General features: G+C 61.5%; 11 protein-coding genes and 1 tRNA gene. All 12 read left to right on the top strand.

The window, feature by feature from the left end; translation table 11 throughout:
- Nucleotides 1–135 precede the first annotated feature (135 nt).
- The 12 genes from XpruCFBP8353_RS22400 (at nt 136) to fusA (ending at nt 16,213) form a co-directional block, all read left to right on the top strand.
- Nucleotides 136–211: transfer RNA gene (locus XpruCFBP8353_RS22400), tRNA-Trp, on the top strand.
- A 49-nt stretch (nt 212–260) separates the two neighbouring features.
- The gene (secE, locus tag XpruCFBP8353_RS22395; RefSeq protein WP_065466058.1) at nt 261–671 is read left to right on the top strand and encodes a preprotein translocase subunit SecE; all 411 of its coding nucleotides are present in this window, start codon (nt 261–263) and stop codon (nt 669–671) included.
- Between the two features lie 13 nt (nt 672–684).
- Nucleotides 685–1,242 carry a transcription termination/antitermination protein NusG gene (gene nusG / locus XpruCFBP8353_RS22390; RefSeq protein ID WP_065466060.1) on the top strand — a complete coding sequence of 186 codons (558 nt, stop codon included), beginning with the start codon at nt 685–687 and terminating at the stop codon, nt 1,240–1,242.
- A gap of 196 nt (nt 1,243–1,438) precedes the next feature.
- Nucleotides 1,439–1,867, top strand: a complete 429-nt coding sequence (gene rplK / locus XpruCFBP8353_RS22385; protein ID WP_065466062.1) for a 50S ribosomal protein L11 — start codon at nt 1,439–1,441, stop codon at nt 1,865–1,867.
- Between the two features lie 3 nt (nt 1,868–1,870).
- A complete protein-coding gene (gene rplA / locus XpruCFBP8353_RS22380; protein ID WP_024712228.1) occupies nt 1,871–2,569 on the top strand; it encodes a 50S ribosomal protein L1 in 699 nt (232 codons plus the stop codon).
- A gap of 547 nt (nt 2,570–3,116) precedes the next feature.
- Nucleotides 3,117–3,650 carry a 50S ribosomal protein L10 gene (gene rplJ, locus XpruCFBP8353_RS22375; protein WP_005930748.1) on the top strand — a complete coding sequence of 178 codons (534 nt, stop codon included), beginning with the start codon at nt 3,117–3,119 and terminating at the stop codon, nt 3,648–3,650.
- A gap of 54 nt (nt 3,651–3,704) precedes the next feature.
- Nucleotides 3,705–4,070, top strand: coding sequence for a 50S ribosomal protein L7/L12 (gene rplL / locus XpruCFBP8353_RS22370; protein ID WP_101365186.1), 366 nt, complete (start codon nt 3,705–3,707; stop codon nt 4,068–4,070).
- Between the two features lie 295 nt (nt 4,071–4,365).
- Complete coding sequence (gene rpoB, locus XpruCFBP8353_RS22365; RefSeq protein ID WP_101365185.1) at nt 4,366–8,517, top strand: DNA-directed RNA polymerase subunit beta; 4,152 nt, start codon at nt 4,366–4,368, stop codon at nt 8,515–8,517.
- Nucleotides 8,518–8,667: 150 nt separating this feature from the next.
- A complete protein-coding gene (rpoC, locus tag XpruCFBP8353_RS22360) occupies nt 8,668–12,885 on the top strand; it encodes a DNA-directed RNA polymerase subunit beta' (RefSeq protein ID WP_053502912.1) in 4,218 nt (1,405 codons plus the stop codon).
- A gap of 218 nt (nt 12,886–13,103) precedes the next feature.
- Nucleotides 13,104–13,478: a 30S ribosomal protein S12 gene (gene rpsL, locus XpruCFBP8353_RS22355; RefSeq protein ID WP_002811712.1), complete on the top strand. Its 375-nt coding sequence runs from the start codon at nt 13,104–13,106 to the stop codon at nt 13,476–13,478.
- A 12-nt stretch (nt 13,479–13,490) separates the two neighbouring features.
- Complete coding sequence (rpsG, locus tag XpruCFBP8353_RS22350) at nt 13,491–13,958, top strand: 30S ribosomal protein S7 (protein WP_005917592.1); 468 nt, start codon at nt 13,491–13,493, stop codon at nt 13,956–13,958.
- A gap of 137 nt (nt 13,959–14,095) precedes the next feature.
- Entirely contained in the window at nt 14,096–16,213 is a 2,118-nt protein-coding gene (fusA, locus tag XpruCFBP8353_RS22345) for an elongation factor G (protein WP_101365184.1), read from the top strand.
- The last annotated feature ends 78 nt before the right edge of the window (nt 16,214–16,291 follow it).

The raw sequence follows: 16,291 nt of genomic DNA, 5'->3' as shown, positions 1-16,291 counted from the left end.
CCGGCGTGGTTGCCAAGATCATCAAGTAAGTGCCTGCGTCCAGCTGCCTGATGGCGGCTGGATTCAAACGAATGGCGGGCCGGCTGAACCGCGGTCCGCCTTCGTTGTCTTGGGGTTTGCGGTAAACGAGTACATACGCCAGTAGCTCAATTGGCAGAGCAGCGGTCTCCAAAACCGCAGGTTGGGGGTTCGAGTCCCTCCTGGCGTGCCACTCCTCTTTCCGGCCCAGCGATTCGGGTCAGATCGGTAACTAGAGCCGGATGAATAGCAAAATCGAGCCTTCCAAAAGCGCGTCCGCTGCCAGCGCTGATATCGTGAAATACGTCATCTCCGCACTCCTCGTGGTTGCGGGGTTGTTTGTGTGGTTCTGGTTTTCTGCGCCTGAGCGCGCCACCCAGCTTGGAGCCTGGACGCCGCAGTTGCGCGCGCTGGCTGTGATCGTGGGATTGGTGGCGGGTGTATTTGTGTTTCTGGGCACCGGCAAAGGCCGTGAGACCCGCGAATTCATGTCCGAATCCAGGTTCGAATTGCGTAAGGTTGTCTGGCCGACGCGTCAGGAAGCCATTCGCACCACCTGGGTCGTGATTGTTGTTGTGATCATTCTGAGTTTGCTGTTGGGCGGCTTCGACTTTGTCATCCAGAAGCTCACGCAGTGGTTCCTGGCTCGTTGAGGAGAATCAAGCAGTGAAGCGTTGGTATGTCGTTCACGCCTATTCAGGCTTCGAAAAATCCGTTGCGCAGGCACTGCGCGACCGCATCGCCCGTACCGAAATGCAAGATCGTTTCGGCGACGTGCTGGTGCCGACCGAAGAGGTCATCGAGATGCGCGCCGGCCAGAAGCGTCGGTCCGAGCGTAAATTCTTCCCCGGCTACGTGCTGGTGCAGATCGAAACCCACGAAGAAGCCGGTATTCCGCGCATCGACAACGAAAGCTGGCACCTGGTGAAGGAAACTTCCAAGGTGATGGGCTTCATTGGCGGTACCGCCGATCGGCCGCTGCCGATCCGCGACGAAGAGGCTGATGCGATCCTGCAGCGCGTGCAGGACGGTGTCGAAAAGCCGCGTCCGAAGGTGTTGTTCGAGCCGGGCCAGATGGTGCGTGTCACCGAGGGTCCGTTCAACGACTTCAATGGCGTCGTCGAAGAAGTCAATTACGAGAAGAGCAGGCTGCGTGTGGCCGTGCTCATCTTCGGTCGGTCCACCCCGGTCGAGCTCGAATTCGGCCAGGTCGAGAAGGGCTGACCTGGTGAGCGCCGACTAGGCGCTCGCCTCAGATGCTGCTATAGTGCGCGGCTCGCTGTCCTGGCGAATCGCCGGGAAACAATGGCTGCCGCATGGCGGCCATCTGCGTGTGGTCAACAACGTGAAGCCGGGACACGTGATTTCCCGGTCCGATGGGGAGCCTGTTGTCAGGCGTTAGCACCCGGAGAGTATCGAAATGGCTAAGAAGATTACTGCTTTCATCAAGCTGCAGGTCAAGGCCGGTCAGGCCAATCCTGCGCCGCCGGTTGGCCCTGCACTGGGTCAGCGCGGTCTGAACATCATGGAATTCTGCAAGGCATTCAACGCTGCGACGTCGAAGCTGGAGCCGGGTCTGCCGACGCCGGTGATCATCACTGCGTATTCCGACCGTACCTTCACCTTCGTCACCAAGAGCACCCCGGCCAGCGTGCTGCTCAAGAAGGCCGCAGGCGTGACCTCCGGCTCGAAGCGTCCCAACACCGACAAGGTGGGCAAGGTGACGCGCAAGCAGCTCGAAGAGATCGTTAAGGTCAAGGAAGCCGATTTGACGGCAGCCGAGCTGGAAGCGGCAGTTCGCACGATTGCGGGTTCTGCCCGCAGCATGGGTTTGACGGTGGAGGGCTAAGACATGGCACAGAGCAAGCGCGTTAAGGCCATTGCGGCCGCTGTCGTTCCGGGCAAGACCTATGCCTTCGAAGACGCAATCAAGATCCTGAAGACCGCTACCAAGGCCAAGTTCGTCGAGTCGATCGATGTTGCCGTGCGCCTGGGCGTGGATGCCAAGAAGTCCGACCAGCAAGTGCGCGGCTCGACCGTGCTGCCGGCCGGTACCGGCAAGAGCGTGCGCGTTGCAGTGTTCGCACCGGCAGGCGCCAAGGCCGACGAGGCCCTGGCTGCTGGCGCCGAGGCGGTGGGCATGGACGACCTGGCCGAGAAGATGCAGGCCGGCGATCTGAACTACGACGTGGTCATCGCGACCCCGGACGCCATGCGCGTTGTCGGTAAGCTGGGCACCCTGCTGGGTCCGCGCGGCCTGATGCCGAACCCGAAGGTCGGCACCGTGTCGGCCAACCCGGGCGAAGCGGTCAAAAACGCCAAGTCGGGCCAGGTGCGTTACCGCACCGACAAGGCCGGCATCATCCACTGCACCATCGGCAAGGCCAGCTTCGATGATGAAGCGCTGAAGTCGAACTTGCAGGCGCTGTTGCTGGATCTGGTCAAGGCCAAGCCGGCGACCTCGAAGGGCACCTACCTGCAGAAGGTATCGGTCAGCTCGACGATGGGCCCGGGCGTAACGGTCGATCAGTCGAGCCTGTCGCTGAAGTAATCGAATGCGTCGGGCGTCATGCGCCTGACGTGTTTGTGCAGTACTGCATTGTTTTTCCGGCCCGGGTCACCGTGTGCTGGGAGTCCGTTCCCTCCTTTGGGGTAACGGACATTTTGAAGGCGATCGCCGGCGCGTCCGGCGGTAGCCGTCAAAGACCGCAGGTGCGGTCAGCGCAGATCGACGACGGGCAAGGATGCTCGCACTGGCAAGGAGTCGCCGTCGATGCAGCGGGATCGCTTAATTGGTTCGTTTCGAACCGGCCGGCGTAGATGGTGTCGCCCTTCTGGAGCTTTCTGGTTTACGCGCGTCTGGGACCTCCCGGATCGAGTCCACTCCAGGTCTAGAACGGCCACCAAAGGAGCATCAGTTGATGTTCCCGGCTTCCAGGAAGGAGGCTGCCCTGGACCGCAACCGGCAGGAGCCGCGAGCGGAGTAGTTTGAAGCAGGGATGAGGGATTCGGCATTGGGGATTTGCAGGAGCGGCTTCATGGCTTTCGACGAATCACCAATCACCAATCACCAATCCCGGCTTTAACGGAGGAGTGCAATGGCTCTCAATCTGTCCCAGAAGCAAGAAGTAGTCGCCGAGCTGGCAGACATCGCCGCCAAGGCCCACTCCCTGATCGCCGCCGAATACGCTGGCACCACGGTCTCCCAGATGACCGCGATGCGTAAGCAGGCCCGCGAAACCGGCGTGTTCTTGAAAGTTGTCAAGAACACCCTGGCTGCGCGCGCCGTTGAAGGTACTGATTTCGCTGTCGCTGCTGACAAGCTGGTCGGTCCTTTGCTGTATGCGTTTTCGATGGAGGAGCCCGGTGCCGCCGGTCGCCTGATCAAGGAATTTGCCAAGAGCAACGACAAGCTGCAGGCCAAGGTCGTGTCCATCGGCGGGGAACTGTTCCCGGCTGGCCACGTCGACGTGTTGGCATCGCTGCCGACCCGTGACCAGGCCCTGGCCATGCTGGCCCGCGTGCTGTCCGAACCGGCTGCCATGTTCGCCCGTGCCGTCAAGGCCGTTGGCGACAAGCAGGGTGGTGGCGACGAAGCCGCCGCGCCGGTCGCCGAGACTGCCGAAGCTTGATGTCCTAGCGTTCGCTAGAACCCCAATCCAGAAAATCATTTAAAGGTAATCACAATGTCCCTTACCAACGAACAGATCGTCGACGCCATCGCCGAGAAGTCCCTGATGGAAGTGATGGAGCTGGTCAAGGCCATCGAAGAGAAGTTCGGCGTCTCCGCCGCTGCCCCGGTCGCTGCTGCTGCAGCTGGCCCGGCCGCCGTGGTTGAAGAGCAGACCGAGTTCAACGTGGTGCTGACCAACTGTGGCGCCAACAAGGTCGGCGTCATTAAGGCCGTCCGTGCTGTGACCGGCCTGGGTCTGAAGGAAGCCAAGGATCTGACCGAAGCTGGCGGCATGCTGAAGGAAGCCGTCAGCAAGGACGAAGCCGAGAAGATCAAGAAGGAACTGACCGAAGCCGGCGCGACCGTCGAAGTCAAGTAAGCAACATCTTGCATCGCCAGCGTTTCAGGGTGATGCACTAAAGGCTGGGAGCGTAAAGCTCCCGGCCTTTGGCCGTTGATGGAAAGCCGGGATTTGAGCGGCGGAATTCGGGATTCGAAGGCAGTCTTCGCGCATCCCCAATCCCGTCTTCCCCAATCCCCGCTTCACCGAGTTGGTAGTTGGAAGTAGCAGGAGAAGGCGTGCTGGTGCCGGCAATACCAGCGACTTCCAACTGACAATTTTGTTATTTCAGGGCCGCCGCGACGCGGCCCCCGCAGCCTAGGGTGAAGACCTCATGACGTCTTATTCGTTCACCGAAAAAAAGCGTATCCGCAAGGATTTCGGTAAGCAGCGCTCGATCCTCGAAGTGCCGTTCCTGCTTGCCATCCAGGTGGATTCCTACCGCGAATTCCTGCAGGAAGACGTGGAGCCGACCAAGCGCAAGGACCTCGGTCTGCACGCGGCTCTGAAGTCGGTGTTCCCGATTTCCAGCTACAGCGGCAATGCTGCGCTGGAGTACGTCGGCTACAAGCTGGGTCAGCCGGTGTTTGACGAGCGTGAATGCCGTCAGCGTGGCATGAGCTACGGCGCGCCGTTGCGGGTCACCGTGCGCCTGGTGATCTACGACCGCGAGTCGTCGACCAAGGCGATCAAGTACGTGAAGGAGCAGGAGGTCTATCTCGGCGAAATTCCGCTGATGACCGGCAACGGTACCTTCATCGTCAACGGCACCGAGCGCGTGATCGTCTCGCAGCTGCACCGCTCGCCGGGCGTGTTCTTCGACCACGACCGTGGCAAGACCCACAGCTCGGGCAAGCTGCTGTACAGCGCCCGCATCATTCCGTACCGCGGCTCCTGGCTGGACTTCGAGTTCGACCCGAAGGATGCGCTGTTCACCCGTATCGACCGTCGCCGCAAGCTGCCGGTGTCGATCCTGTTGCGCGCGCTCGGCTACAACAACGAAGAAATGCTGGCCGAGTTCTTCGAGATCAACACCTTCCACATCAATCCGGACGAAGGCGTGCAGCTGGAGCTGGTGCCGGAGCGTCTGCGTGGTGAAACGCTGAACTTCGACCTGGCCGACGGCGACAAGGTCATCGTCGAAGCCGGCAAGCGCATCACCGCGCGTCACGTCAAGCAACTGGAAGCCGCCGGCGTTGCCGCGCTGGCCGTGCCGGACGACTACCTGGTCGGCCGCATCCTGTCGCACGACGTGGTCGATGGCTCGACCGGCGAATTGCTGGCCAATGCCAACGACGAAATCAGCGAAGACCAGCTGGCTGCGTTCCGCAAGGCCGGCGTCGATGCAGTCGGCACCCTGTGGGTGAACGATCTTGATCGTGGTCCGTACCTGTCCAACACCTTGCGCATCGATCCGACCAAGACGCAGCTGGAAGCGCTGGTCGAAATCTACCGCATGATGCGTCCGGGCGAGCCGCCGACCAAGGAAGCCGCACAGAATCTGTTCCACAACCTGTTCTTCACCTTTGAGCGTTACGACCTGTCCACGGTCGGCCGCATGAAGTTCAACCGTCGCGTCGGCCGCAAGGACGTGCTGGGCGAGTCGGTGCTGTACGACAAGAAGTATTTCGCCGAGCGTAACGACGAAGAATCCAAGCGCCTGGTCGCCGAGCACACCGACACCTCCGACATCCTGGAAGTGATCAAGGTGCTCACCGAGATCCGTAACGGTCGCGGTGTGGTCGACGACATCGATCACCTGGGCAACCGTCGCGTGCGTTCGGTCGGCGAAATGGCCGAGAACGTGTTCCGCGTGGGCCTGGTCCGCGTCGAGCGTGCGGTCAAGGAGCGGCTGTCGATGGCCGAATCCGAAGGCCTGACCCCGCAGGAGCTGATCAATGCCAAGCCGGTGGCTGCGGCGATCAAGGAATTCTTCGGCTCCTCGCAGCTGTCGCAGTTCATGGACCAGAACAACCCGCTGTCGGAAGTGACGCACAAGCGTCGCGTCTCCGCACTGGGCCCGGGCGGTCTGACCCGCGAGCGCGCCGGCTTCGAAGTGCGCGACGTGCATCCGACCCATTACGGCCGCGTCTGCACCATCGAAACGCCGGAAGGCCCGAACATCGGCCTGATCAACTCACTGGCCGTGTTCGCCCGCACCAACCAGTACGGCTTCCTCGAGACGCCGTACCGTAAGGTGCTGGACGGCAAGGTCTCCGACGACGTCGAATACCTGTCGGCGATCGAAGAAAACGAGTACGTGATCGCCCAGGCGAATGCGCTGACCGATGCCAAGAACATGCTCACCGAGCAGTTCGTGCCGTGCCGGTTCCAGGGCGAATCGCTGTTGAAGCCGCCGTCCGAAGTGCACTTCATGGACGTCTCGCCGATGCAGACCGTGTCGGTCGCAGCGGCGCTGGTGCCGTTCCTCGAGCACGACGACGCCAACCGCGCACTGATGGGCGCCAACATGCAGCGCCAGGCCGTGCCGACGCTGCGTTCGCAGAAGCCGCTGGTCGGTACCGGCATCGAGCGTGCGGTTGCGCGCGACTCGGGCGTGACCGTGAATGCGCTGCGTGGTGGCGTGATCGAGCAGATCGACGCGGCCCGCATCGTGGTCAAGGTCAACGAGGCAGAAATCGGCGGCGGCACCGATGCCGGCGTGGATATCTACAACCTGATCAAGTACACCCGCTCCAACCAGAACACCTGCATCAACCAGCGTCCGCTGGTGAATGTGGGCGACGTGATCGCGCGCGGCGACGTGCTGGCCGACGGCCCGTCCACCGACATCGGTGAACTGGCGCTGGGTCAGAACATGCTGATCGCCTTCATGCCGTGGAACGGCTACAACTTCGAAGACTCCATCCTGCTCTCCGAGCGCGTGGTGGAAGAAGATCGGTACACCACGATCCATATCGAAGAACTGACCTGCGTTGCGCGCGACACCAAGCTGGGGCCGGAAGAAATCTCCGCCGACATCCCGAACGTGTCCGAGCAGGCCTTGAACCGTCTGGACGAAAGCGGCGTTGTGTACATCGGTGCAGAAGTGCGCGCCGGCGACATCATGGTCGGCAAGGTCACGCCGAAGGGCGAGAGCCAGCTGACCCCGGAAGAAAAGCTGCTGCGTGCGATCTTCGGTGAGAAGGCGTCCGACGTGAAGGACAGCTCGCTGCGCGTGCCCCCGGGCATGGACGGTACCGTCATCGACGTGCAGGTCTTCACCCGCGACGGCATCGAGAAGGACAAGCGTGCGCGTCAGATCGAAGAGTCTGAAATCAAACGCGTCAAGAAGGACTTCGACGACCAGTTCCGCATCCTGGAAGCAGCCATCTACGCACGTCTGCGCTCGCAAATCGTGGGCAAGGTTGCCAACGGCGGCGCGAACCTGAAGAAGGGCGACACCGTCACCGACGCGTACCTTGATGGGCTGAAGAAGTCCGACTGGTTCCAGCTGCGCATGAAGGACGAGGACGCTGCAGACGCCATCGAGCGCGCGCAGAAGCAGATCCAGGCGCACGAGAAGGAATTCGAAGCACGCTTCGCCGACAAGCGCGGCAAGATCACCCAGGGCGATGACCTCGCGCCGGGCGTGCTGAAGATGGTCAAGGTGTTCCTGGCGGTGAAGCGCCGCATCCAGCCGGGCGACAAGATGGCAGGCCGCCACGGCAACAAGGGTGTGGTCTCCAACGTCGTTCCGGTCGAGGACATGCCGTACATGGCCACCGGCGAATCGGTCGACATCGTATTGAACCCGCTCGGCGTGCCGTCGCGTATGAACATCGGCCAGATTCTGGAAGTGCATCTGGGCTGGGCCGCCAAGGGCCTGGGTCGCAAGATCCAGCGCATGCTGGAAGCGCAGACGGCGGTCAGCGAACTGCGCAAGTTCCTGGACGACATCTACAACCACGACAGCACGATCAATGCACAGCGTGTGGATCTGTCGCAGTTCAGCGATGAGGAATTGCTCAACCTGGGCAAGAACCTGATCGACGGCGTGCCGATGGCCACCCCGGTGTTCGACGGCGCCAGCGAAGCGGAAATCAAGCGCATGCTGGAACTGGCCGACCTGCCGCAGAGCGGTCAGACCCAGCTCTACGACGGTCGCACTGGCGAAGCGTTCGATCGCAAGACCACGGTCGGCTACATGCACTACCTGAAGTTGAACCACTTGGTCGACGACAAGATGCATGCACGTTCGACCGGGCCATACTCGCTCGTGACCCAGCAGCCGCTGGGCGGCAAGGCGCAGTTCGGTGGTCAGCGCTTCGGCGAAATGGAAGTCTGGGCGCTGGAAGCCTACGGCGCGGCCTACACACTGCAGGAAATGCTGACGGTGAAGTCCGACGACGTGCAGGGCCGCAACCAGATGTACAAGAACATCGTCGATGGTGAGCACGAGATGGTCGCGGGCATGCCGGAATCCTTCAACGTGTTGGTGAAGGAAATCCGCTCGCTGGCGATCAACATGGAACTGGAAGAGTAAGCGCAGGGCCGGTTCAGGGGCCGGCAACCCGGAAGAGGCGAGCGCCCAGCGCGTTCGCTCTTCCGCGGTACGGCTCCCTGATCCCGGTCCCGATCAAAGCTATTCGCGTTTCATCTCAGATACGAAATTCCTCCGACCCGGAGATATCAAATGAAAGACCTGCTCAACCTCTTCAATCAGCAGCGCCAGACGCTGGATTTCGACGCGATCAAGATCGCGCTGGCGTCGCCGGACCTGATTCGTTCGTGGTCCTACGGCGAAGTGAAGAAGCCCGAAACCATCAATTACCGTACCTTCAAGCCCGAGCGTGACGGCCTGTTCTGCGCCGCCATCTTCGGACCGATCAAGGACTACGAATGCCTGTGCGGCAAGTACAAGCGCATGAAGCATCGTGGTGTGGTCTGCGAAAAGTGCGGCACCGAAGTCACTCTGGCCAAGGTGCGCCGCGAGCGCATGGGTCACATCGACCTGGCCTCGCCGGTCGCGCACATCTGGTTCCTCAAGTCGCTGCCGTCGCGCATCGGTTTGATGCTGGACATGACTCTGCGTGACATCGAGCGCGTGCTGTACTTCGAAGCCTATGTCGTCACCGAGCCGGGTCTGACTCCGCTCGAGCGCCGCCAGCTGCTGACCGAAGAGCAGTACCTGACCGCACGCCAGGAGTACAACGACGACTTCGACGCCGCCATGGGTGCCGAGGCCGTGTACGAGCTGCTGCGCACGATCGATTTGCAGTCGGAAATGACCCGTCTGCGCGAAGAAATCGCCAGCACCGGTTCGGAAACCAAGCTCAAGCGTCTGACCAAGCGCATCAAGTTGATCGAAGCCTTCCTGGAATCGGGCAACCGTCCAGAGTGGATGGTCATGACCGTGCTTCCGGTGCTGCCGCCGGACCTGCGTCCGCTGGTGCCGCTGGATGGCGGCCGCTTCGCGACCTCGGATCTGAACGATCTGTACCGCCGCGTGATCAACCGCAACAACCGCCTGCGTCGCCTGCTCGAGCTCAATGCGCCGGACATCATCGTGCGCAACGAAAAGCGCATGCTGCAGGAATCGGTCGATGCGCTGCTGGACAACGGCCGTCGCGGCCGTGCCATCACCGGCACCAACAAGCGTCCGCTGAAGTCGCTGGCCGACATGATCAAGGGCAAGCAGGGCCGGTTCCGTCAGAACCTGCTCGGCAAGCGCGTGGACTACTCCGGTCGTTCGGTCATCACCGTCGGTCCGTACCTCAAGCTGCACCAGTGCGGCCTGCCGAAGAAGATGGCGCTGGAGCTGTTCAAGCCGTTCGTGTTCGCCAAGCTGCAGCGTCGTGGCCTGGCCACCACCATCAAGGCCGCCAAGAAGCTGGTCGAGCGCGAAGAAGCCGAAGTCTGGGACATTCTGGAAGAAGTGATCCGCGAGCATCCGGTGCTGCTGAACCGTGCGCCGACCCTGCACCGTCTGGGCATCCAGGCGTTCGAGCCGGTGTTGATCGAAGGCAAGGCCATCCAGCTGCATCCGCTGGTGTGTACCGCCTTCAACGCCGACTTCGACGGTGACCAGATGGCCGTTCACGTGCCGCTCTCGCTGGAAGCCCAGCTGGAAGCGCGTGCGCTGATGATGTCCACCAACAACATCCTGTCGCCGGCCAACGGCGAGCCGATCATCGTGCCGTCGCAGGACGTGGTGTTGGGCCTGTACTACATGAGCCGCGCCCTGGAGAACAAGAAGGGCGAAGGCATGGTGTTTGCCAACACCAGCGAAGTGAAGCGCGCCTACGACAATCGCGTGGTCGAACTGCATGCCAAGGTCAAGGTCCGCATCACCCAGGTGGACGTGGACGCGGTCGATGGCAAGCGCACCAGCGGCACCTCGATCGTTGATACCACGGTCGGTCGCGCACTGCTGAGCGAAATCCTGCCCGAAGGCCTGCCGTTCCAGCTGGCCAACACCGAGATGACCAAGAAGAACATCTCGCGTCTGATCAACTCCAGCTATCGCTTGCTGGGCTTGAAGGACACCGTCGTGTTCGCCGACAAGCTGATGTACACCGGCTATGCCTACGCCACCCGCGCTGGCGTGTCGATCGGTATCGACGACATGCTGATCCCGGACGAGAAGAAGGGCATCCTCACCGAGGCCGAAGCCGAAGTGCTGGAAATCCAGGAGCAGTACCAGTCCGGCCTGGTTACCGCCGGCGAGCGCTACAACAAGGTCGTGGACATCTGGTCGCGTACCAGCGAGCGCATCGCCAAGGCGATGATGGATACCATCGGTACCGAAAAGGTCGAGAACGCCAAGGGCGAGACCATCGATCAGAAGTCGATGAACTCGCTGTACATCATGGCCGACTCCGGTGCCCGTGGTAGCCAGGCGCAGATCCGTCAGCTGGCGGGTATGCGCGGCCTGATGGCGCGTCCTGACGGCTCGATCATCGAGACGCCCATCAAGGCGAACTTCCGCGAAGGTCTGAACGTGCAGGAGTACTTCAACTCCACCCACGGTGCCCGTAAGGGTCTGGCCGATACCGCGCTGAAGACCGCGAACTCCGGTTACCTGACCCGCCGCCTGGTCGACGTGGCGCAGGACGTGGTGATCACCGAAATCGATTGCGGCACCACCGAAGGGTTGATCATGACCCCGATCGTGGAAGGCGGCGACGTGGTGGAGCCGTTGAGGGAGCGCGTGTTGGGCCGTGTTGTGGCCGAGGACGTCTACCTGCCGGGCAACGACGAAGAGCCGATTGTCACCCGCAACACGCTGCTCGACGAAGCCTGGGTCGCCAAGCTCGAAGACGCCAGCGTGCAGTCGGTGAAGGTGCGTTCGACCATCAGCTGCGAATCCTCGTTCGGCGTGTGCGCACGCTGCTACGGCCGCGATCTCGCGCGTGGTCACCAGGTCAACATCGGCGAAGCGGTCGGCGTCATCGCTGCCCAGTCGATCGGTGAGCCGGGCACCCAGCTGACCATGCGTACGTTCCACATCGGTGGTGCGGCATCGCGTGCGGCTGCGGTGGACAACATCACCGTCAAGACCACCGGTTCGGTGAAGTTCAACAACCTCAAGTCGGTGGCGCACGCCAGTGGCTCGCTGGTTGCGGTCTCGCGTTCTGGCGAACTGTCCGTGCTCGATGGCCATGGCCGCGAGCGCGAGCGTTACAAGCTGCCGTACGGCGCCACCATCACCGCCAAAGACGGCGATGCGGTCAAGGCCGGTCAAAGCGTTGCCAACTGGGATCCACATAACCACCCGATCGTTTCGGAAGTGGCCGGTTTCATTCGCTTCATCGACTTCGTCGACGGCGTCACCGTCATCGAGAAGACCGACGAACTGACCGGTCTGGCCTCGCGCGAAATCACCGATCCGAAGCGTCGCGGTGCGCATGCCAAGGAACTGCGTCCGATCGTGCGTATCGTCGATGGCAAGGGTAATGACCTGACGATCCCGAATACGGATCTGCCGGCACAGTACCTGCTGCCGCCGCGCTCCATCGTCAACCTGCAGGACGGTGCCGCCGTCGGCGTGGGCGACGTGGTTGCCAAGATCCCGCAGGAAGCGTCCAAGACCCGCGACATCACCGGTGGTCTGCCACGCGTTGCCGACTTGTTCGAAGCACGCAAGCCGAAGGATCCGGCGATCCTGGCCGAGCGTTCGGGCATCATCAGCTTCGGTAAGGACACCAAGGGCAAGCAGCGCCTGATCATCAAGGACACCGATGGTTCGGAACACGAAGAGCTGATTCCCAAGTACCGCCAGATCATCGTGTTCGAAGGCGAGCACGTGACCAAGGGCGAGACCGTGGTGGACGGTGAGCCGAGCCCGCAGGACATCCTGCGTCTGCTGGGGGTCGAACCGCTGGCCGCATACCTGGTCAAGGAAATTCAGGACGTGTATCGCCTGCAGGGCGTGAAGATCAACGACAAGCACATCGAGGTGATCACTCGCCAGATGCTGCGTAAGGTCGAGATCGTCGATCAGGGCAACAGCAAGTTCCTCAACGGCGAGCAGGTCGAGCGCCAGCGCGTCATCGAGGAAAATGCCCGTCTGGTCAAGCGCAACGAACTGCCGGCCAAGTACGATCCGGTGCTGTTGGGTATCACCAAGGCGTCGCTTGCCACCGAGTCGTTCATCTCGGCGGCATCGTTCCAGGAGACCACCCGCGTGTTGACCGAGGCAGCCGTTCGCGGCACCCGCGACAACCTGCGCGGTCTGAAGGAAAACGTAATCGTGGGTCGCCTGATCCCGGCCGGTACCGGTCTGGCGTACCACGCCGGCCGTCGCAAGGCCTCGGGTCTGACGGACTCGGAAATGGAAACGCTGTCGGGCAAGCCGGCAGTTGCCGAACCGGTCGCAGCTGTGGCCGACGCTGGCGCGGACGAGGAGTAAGCGCTCCGACGGCGGTCGCAAGGCCGCCGTAAGCCAAGCGAAAAGGAGGGCAGGACGCCCTCCGTTTTCCGGCCCTGGATGGGCCAGCAGGTTCAGATTTCGTGAAGTTGACGGAGTTTCGTCCTGCCAGCTATACTTCTCTGTCTCGGTGGGCCGGTCTCGTCCTGCCTTTGTTTTCGTGCAGGCCGTCTCGGCCTCTCAATCAGAAGAATCAACTGATGACGACGATCAATCAGCTGGTCCGCAAGCCTCGGCAAGCGACCACCTACAAGAGTGCCTCCCCGGCACTGGACAAGTGTCCGCAACGCCGCGGCGTTTGCACACGCGTCTACACCACTACCCCGAAGAAGCCGAACTCGGCCCTGCGTAAAGTCGCCAAGGTGCGCCTGACGAATCAGGAAGAGGTCATCAGCTACATCGGTGGTGAAGGCCACAATCTGCAGGAGCACTCCGTGGTCCTGATTCGCGGTGGCCGCGTCAAGGATCTTCCCGGTGTGCGTTATCACACCGTCCGTGGTTCGCTGGACGCCGCCGGCGTCGCCAAGCGTCGTCAAGGCCGTTCCAAGTACGGCGCCAAGCGCCCGAAGAGCTAAGGAAATACTCAAATGTCCCGTAAAGGTTCTACTCCGCAGCGCACCGTCCTGCCAGATCCAAAGCATGGCAGCGAAACCATTGCCCGCTTCATCAATATGGTGATGCAAAGTGGCAAGAAGTCGGTTGCTGAGAAAATTGTCTATGGCGCAATGGACGTCATTGGCGAAAAGAATCCGAATGCCATCGAGCTGGTGCAGAAAGCACTGGATAACGTGGCCCCGGCTGTCGAAGTTAAATCGCGTCGCGTCGGTGGTGCTACCTATCAGGTGCCCGTCGAAGTGCGTTCCTCCCGTCGCATGGCGCTGGCAATGCGCTGGTTGATCGATTCCGCGCGCAAGCGTGGCGAGAACACCATGCCGCGTAAGCTGGCTGCAGAGCTGCTGGACGCCTCGGAAAGCCGCGGCGGCGCGATCAAGAAGCGCGAAGAGACGCACCGTATGGCGGAGGCGAACAAGGCGTTCGCACATTACCGCTGGTGACCTCGGGGGCCTTGGTAACGGGGCCCTTCAGCACCATATGAGTGCTGTTTGCGACGCATTTTGCGTCGCATCCAATCCGAAGGCCGCCGAAAGGCGGCGTTCGGCCATCCGAAATCCAAGAAATTGAGAGGCTCCCCGTGGCCCGCACCACCCCTATCGAGCGTTACCGCAACTTCGGCATCATGGCTCACATCGATGCCGGCAAGACCACTACTTCCGAGCGCATCCTGTTCTACACCGGTGTGAGTCACAAGATCGGCGAAGTCCATGACGGCGCTGCAGTGATGGACTGGATGGAGCAGGAGCAGGAACGTGGTATCACCATCACCTCCGCTGCGACCACTGCGTTCTGGTCGGGTATGGACAAGTCCATGCCGCAGCACCGCTTCAACATCATCGACACCCCCGGGCACGTCGACTTCACCATCGAAGTGGAGCGCTCCTTGCGCGTGCTCGACGGTGCGGTGTTCGTGCTGTGTGCCGTCGGTGGCGTGCAGCCGCAGTCCGAGACCGTGTGGCGCCAGGCCAACAAGTATTCCGTGCCGCGCATGGCCTTCGTCAACAAGATGGACCGTACCGGTGCCAACTTCGACAAGGTCGTTGAGCAGCTGAAGGCTCGTCTGGGTGCGTACGCCGTGCCGATGCAGGTGCCGATCGGCGCCGAAGACGGCTTCGAGGGCGTGGTCGACCTGCTGAAGATGAAGGCGATCCATTGGGATACCGCATCGCAGGGCACCACCTTCGAATACCGCGATATCCCGGCCGATCTGGTCGATATCGCGACCGAGGCACGTTCGTTCATGGTCGAAGCGGCTGCAGAAGCCAGCGAAGACCTGATGGACAAGTACCTCAACGAAGGCGACCTGAGCGAAGAAGAGATCCTGCAGGGCCTGCGCGAGCGCACCTTGAAGGTGGAGATCGTGCCGGTGTTCTGTGGTTCGGCGTTCAAGAACAAGGGCGTGCAGGCCATGCTCGACGGCGTGGTGCACCTGCTGCCGTCGCCGGCCGACCGTCCGCCGGTCCAGGGTATCGACGAAGACGAGAAGGAAGACACTCGCGCTGCGACCGATACGGCGCCGTTCTCGGCGTTGGCGTTCAAGATCATGACCGATCCGTTCGTAGGCTCGCTGACGTTCTTCCGTGTCTATTCGGGCACGCTGAACTCCGGCGACCAGGTCTACAACCCGGTCAAGTCGAAGAAAGAACGCGTGGGCCGCATCCTGCAGATGCACTCCAACAATCGCGAAGAGATCAAGGAAGTGCGCGCGGGTGACATCGCCGCTGCCGTGGGTCTGAAGGACGTCACCACCGGCGACACGCTGTGTGCGCAGGACAAGATCATCACCCTGGAGCGCATGGTGTTCCCGGAGCCGGTGATCTCGATGGCGGTGGAGCCGAAGACCAAGTCGGACCAGGAAAAGATGGGTATGGCCCTGGGCCGTCTGGCGCAGGAAGATCCCTCGTTCCGCGTCAAGACCGACGAAGAATCCGGCCAGACCATTATCTCGGGCATGGGCGAGTTGCACCTGGACATCATCGTCGACCGCATGCGTCGCGAGTTCAATGTCGAGGCCAACGTCGGCAAGCCGCAGGTGGCCTACCGCGAAACGATCCGCAAGTCCGACGTCAAGTCTGACTACAAGCACGCCAAGCAGTCCGGTGGTAAGGGTCAGTACGGTCACGTCGTGATCGAGCTGTCGCCGATGACCGAGGAAGAGCGCAAGAGCGACAACGTCAAGGACGATTTCCTGTTCGTCAACGACATCACCGGCGGCATCATTCCGAAGGAATTCATCCCCTCGGTCGAAAAGGGCCTGCGCGAAACGATCACGAGTGGTCCGATCGCCGGCTTCCCGGTGGTTGGCGTGAAGGTCAAGCTGGTGTTCGGCTCGTACCATGACGTCGACTCCTCGGAAATGGCGTTCAAGCTGGCCGCATCGATGGCGTTCAAGCAGGGCTTCGCGAAAGCCAGCCCGGTGTTGCTGGAGCCGATCATGAAGGTCGAAATCGTCAGCCCGGAGGATTACCTGGGTGACGTGATGGGCGACGTGAGCCGCCGTCGTGGCGTGTTGCAGGGTCAGGACGACAGCCCGTCGGGCAAGATCATCAATGCGATGATTCCGCTGGGTGAGATGTTCGGTTACGCGACTTCGCTGCGTTCGATGAGCCAGGGTCGTGCGACGTTCTCGATGGAATTCGACCATTACGAAGAGGCACCGGCCAACATCGCCGACGCCGTCACCAAGAAGGGCTGAGTTCGCTCAGCCACTTCTCACAAATTTTTTTAATTAGAGGTAGTTAGTCATGGCAAAAGCTAAATTCGAGCGCACCAA

This window comes from Xanthomonas prunicola (assembly GCF_002846205.1).
GTDB classification, from domain to species: domain Bacteria; phylum Pseudomonadota; class Gammaproteobacteria; order Xanthomonadales; family Xanthomonadaceae; genus Xanthomonas; species Xanthomonas prunicola.
This window is presented reverse-complemented; position numbering and strand designations above follow the sequence as displayed.